The 3737-nt window shown below is 71.4% G+C and carries 6 protein-coding genes; all 6 read right to left on the minus strand.

Features of this window, described 5'->3' with window-relative positions; translation table 11 throughout:
• Positions 1-113: 113 nt before the first annotated feature.
• Positions 114-467: a DUF6665 family protein gene (locus VFZ20_RS19195; protein ID WP_329685546.1), complete on the minus strand. Its 354-nt coding sequence runs from the start codon at positions 465-467 to the stop codon at positions 114-116.
• A 71-nt stretch (positions 468-538) separates the two neighbouring features.
• Positions 539-1276 carry a class I SAM-dependent methyltransferase gene (locus VFZ20_RS19200; protein WP_329685547.1) on the minus strand — a complete coding sequence of 246 codons (738 nt, stop codon included), beginning with the start codon at positions 1274-1276 and terminating at the stop codon, positions 539-541.
• Between the two features lie 47 nt (positions 1277-1323).
• Positions 1324-1755 (minus strand): hypothetical protein, encoded by a 432-nt coding sequence (locus VFZ20_RS19205; RefSeq protein ID WP_329685548.1) that lies wholly within the window; start codon positions 1753-1755, stop codon positions 1324-1326.
• Positions 1742-2296 (minus strand): NADAR family protein, encoded by a 555-nt coding sequence (locus VFZ20_RS19210; RefSeq protein WP_329685549.1) that lies wholly within the window; start codon positions 2294-2296, stop codon positions 1742-1744. Before VFZ20_RS19210 ends, VFZ20_RS19205 begins: the two co-directional genes overlap by 14 nt.
• A gap of 44 nt (positions 2297-2340) precedes the next feature.
• Positions 2341-2751, minus strand: a complete 411-nt coding sequence (locus VFZ20_RS19215) for a hypothetical protein (RefSeq protein WP_329685550.1) — start codon at positions 2749-2751, stop codon at positions 2341-2343.
• Between the two features lie 225 nt (positions 2752-2976).
• A partial coding sequence (locus tag VFZ20_RS19220; protein ID WP_329685551.1) for a hypothetical protein occupies positions 2977-3737 on the minus strand: 761 nt, incomplete at its 5' end.

The raw sequence follows: 3737 nt of genomic DNA on the forward strand, positions 1-3737 counted from the left end.
CTCACACGGGGCCTTCGGCCAACGGAGTCAACGGTTTGTCTTTCGAACGGTCACCGTTAACCCCGTTGGCCGAAGGCCCCGTGTGAGAAAATGCAGTTCGTCCCTGCCCTCCATCAGGGCGATGCGTCGGGCCGCCGGTTCAGGCCCATCCGCAGGCGCACCTCGCGCGGAACGCCCAGGTGGCGCATGACGGATTCCGTCTCCGTCAGGCCCATCACCTCGCGCTGGATGACGTAGTACCACAGCGCCTCGCCCGCCGCGCCCACCAGCTGATCGCGTTTCGCCGATTTCGGCGCGTCGCCGTCGTGCGCCGCGTCGTGCGCGGACAGCGCCTCCAGCGCGCCTTCCAGCCGCTTGCCCAGCCGCGCCAGCGTGGCGGCGGACTCCTGCAGCAGCTCGTAGTTCAGCGCATCCATCTTCCCGCCGCGGTCCGGCGACGAGAAGCTGCGCGGGATTCTCAGCGACATTCCATCTGCCTGGCTGATTCGTTCACGATCCGCTTCGCTGGAGCATTATACGACGCATCGGCGAACAGGTGTCACGCGGTCGCGAGAAAAAAGCCGCGGCCCACCTGCTTGGTGAGCCCCAGGTCCCGCGCCGCGTCGAACACGCGGACGCCTGAGAACCCCTCGGCCGCGAGCGCCGCCCTCACCTCGTCCTCCGTGTAGCAGCGCTGGTGAAGGACGACGTCCGAGCGCGCCCACTCCGCCTCGCCGCGGCGAAAGATCGTCGCCGCCAGCTCCGCGGACGCGTCCGGCTCATCGAAGCGCGAGCGGACGATGCACGCGTACTCGTCCTCCGCCACGCCGAACGAGCCCCGCCACCGCGCGCGGAATCCGTCCGCCATGTTCAGGTCGAAGAGGAAGGGCGCGCCGGGCCGCAGCGCCGCGTGCACGCAGGCGAACGCCCGCCGCAGGTCGTCCGGCTGCAGCAGGTGGTTCAGGCTGTCGTACAGCGACAGGGCCAGGTCGTACGGGCCGGGAACGGCGAAGTCGCGCGCGTCCGCGACGACAAACGTGCACCCGGGCGCGTTGCGGCGCGCGTAGCGGACCATCTCCGCCGACCCGTCCACGCCCGTGACGTCGTAGCCGCGGTCGTGCAGCGCCCGCGCCATCTGCCCCGTGCCGCAGCACAGGTCCAGCACCCGCGCCGGTGCCGGCACGCCGCGCAGCACGAGCGGAGCGATGGCGTCCAGCATCCACGCCGCGTCCCGCCCCCAGTGGCGATCGTAGATCCAGGCGAAGTCGTCGTACGCGGCCGGATTGGTGGTGACCATGAAGTCGGGGCGATTCGTCGATGGGCGGATGAATGATCGGCGGCGGATCAGATGCGCGGATTCCTCGTCCGCCGCGCGCGCCACAGGCCGATGCCGGAGACGACGGCGGCGGCGAGAAGCGCGGGGACCATCGCCAGGCGCCAGAGCGCGAGCGCGCCGCCGGTGGGGCCGCAGTGCATGCAGATCATCAGCCCGAACAGGGCCCACGGCGTCCACGGCACCAGCGCGAGCAGCGCCCGGCCCGGCGAACGGTGGTACGACCACGGGCGCAGGATGGCCGTGAGCACCAGGAGTTCGAACGCACCCATCGCCAGGAAGCGCGTGAGGTCGCCGGGGTAGTTGACCCCGTACTCGTGGCGCGTGGGATCCACGGGGCCGCGCAGGTGCCCCTGCACGAGCATCCCGACGAGCGCCGCCGCCGCGAGCAGCATCCACAGCACGGGCACGCGGCGGATGCGGCGCGGGTCAAAGCCGCGCACGGGCCTCCATCAGCGCGAAGCCCAGCAGGTTGAGCCCGCGCCACAGCTCGGGGTTCTGCGCCCGCGGGTCGTCCTCCGCCAGGCCGATGCCCCAGATGGGGTCCGCGGGGCTGGCCTCCACCAGCACGCGGTCGCCCGTGGTCCTCAGGAATTCGCCCAACTCCGGGTTCTGCGTGAACTTGGCCAGGTTGCCGCCCACGACGATGTCCCACCGCGCCTCGTTCCAGCGCGCGTCGTCAAAGCCGCGCACCTCGCGCCCCGCCTGCTTGGCCGCGCCCGGGTTGCCGGCCGCCAGCACCCGCGCGAGCGCTTCCGCATCGCCGAACAGCCGGGCCTTCTCGGCCATCATCCAGTGCTCGGCCGTGGGGTACTCCACCCCGCCGATGCTGAACGGCGCGCCGTACCACTGCGAAAAGACGTGCTTGCCCACCCCGCCGCCGTGTTTGGGCGTGTGGCCCCAGAAATAGATGTACTTGGGCTGGCCGCCCTGGCGCGTGATCGCCAGCAGCGACTCGCGGTCACGGATCGTGTGCTTGGTCATGCCGCCTGCTGGATGGAACGAGATGGTTCGTGGGACGCGGCGCGTCAGGCCAGGCCGTCGCGGACCTGCCGGAGCGATGGTCCGTCGTCGTTCTCGTAGTGCTCGATGATCGCCTCGCCGCGTTCGGCGGCGGCCAGCAGGGCTTCCACGTCGGGATCGTGGTAGCGGTAGCGCAGGATGGCGGCCTCCAGCACACGCACGGCGCGGGCGAACTTGCCGTACTCCTTGCGCGGGTTGCCGAACGCCATGAAACCCATGCAGAACGACGAGACCACCATCCACAGCGACGCCCATCGCGAGTACGCGTCCGCCGCGGCCGCCACGGACGAGAGGATTCCCAGCACGCCCACGAAGTAGTGCACGAAGATGGCGTGACGCCGTCTGCGCACCCACGCGGCGAGGCGGTCGGCGATCTCGCGCGGAACGTCCCGCGCGGCGGAGGCGGTCTGGATCATCGTGTTCATGGGATAAATGCGAGGGATGAAGGAACTGCCGCGCGCCGCGTCCGCGGCGCGATTTCGGATCTGATGAAAAGCCCCGCCGCGCCTAGAATCCGGTGCGCGGCGGCGGATGCGGCCAGGCGGACACATCCGCCTCGGATTCAGGGCGAGGCCGACACACGACCAATGAGCGGCCCGGCGCCGCGCGGTCCACGCGGTCGCCGGGACCCGGGTGCGGGGTCAGAACTCCACGATGGTGTCGACGGGGACGCGGTCGATGAGCGCGGGCTCGAACCGGAACTCCGTCAGCCGGTGGGCGCTCGTGCCGTGCATGGACGCGTCCACCACCTCGCCCCGCGCCGTGACGCGGATGCGGGAGCTGCGCAGGGCAAAGCCGGCCATCTCCCCGTCCGTGAACATGTTCTTGCCCTCCTCGCCCGTGATGATGCTCACGCGCCCGGTCAGCGGCGCGGGACGGTACGCCAGCACGGGGCAGTACTCCTGCCGCCCCACCCGCACGGCCGGCGCCGCGCCGCCCGTCACGCGCAGCTGCACGCCCCAGCGCTCGCGCCGCGCGCCCTGCGGGCGCAGGAGCTCCGTGACGGCCGCGTCCGCGCCGGACGACAGGTCGTCGGCCCCGTCGTAGAGGCGGATGCTGCGCTCCACGGTGCTGTCGCCGGAGAAGAGCACCGAGTAGACGGCCGATCCCGAGGGTAGCGAGGCCAGCCGCGCCACGAGCGCGGCGGAGTCCACCACCCCGTTCGCGGCGGGCAGGGCGCGCGGCTGCTCGGCCGCCGCGCAGGGGCGAATTTGCCCGTCCGGCTGGCGCAGGTCGGAAAACTCCACCAGCTGCGAGGCGGAGCGCGACGGCGGGAGCACCGCGCATCCGCCCAGCGCCAGCAGTCCGGCGGCGAGGAGACCGGAGCGGAAACGATTGTGGGGCATGGAGTTGAGTCGACAGGGCGTGGCGTTGGCGGACGGTCCCGCGATCCGCGTGTTTA

This window comes from Longimicrobium sp. (genome assembly GCF_036280135.1).
In the GTDB taxonomy this organism is placed as follows: domain Bacteria; phylum Gemmatimonadota; class Gemmatimonadetes; order Longimicrobiales; family Longimicrobiaceae; genus Longimicrobium.

What these genes read in the sequence shown, in the direction of transcription:
- VFZ20_RS19200 (WP_329685547.1), bottom strand. Translation starts at nt 1,276, where the DNA reads ATGGTCACCACCAATCCGGCCGCGTACGACGACTTCGCCTGGATCTAC.
- VFZ20_RS19215 (WP_329685550.1), bottom strand. Translation starts at nt 2,751, where the DNA reads ATGATCCAGACCGCCTCCGCCGCGCGGGACGTTCCGCGCGAGATCGCC.
- VFZ20_RS19195 (WP_329685546.1), bottom strand. Translation starts at nt 467, where the DNA reads ATGTCGCTGAGAATCCCGCGCAGCTTCTCGTCGCCGGACCGCGGCGGG.
- VFZ20_RS19210 (WP_329685549.1), bottom strand. Translation starts at nt 2,296, where the DNA reads ATGACCAAGCACACGATCCGTGACCGCGAGTCGCTGCTGGCGATCACG.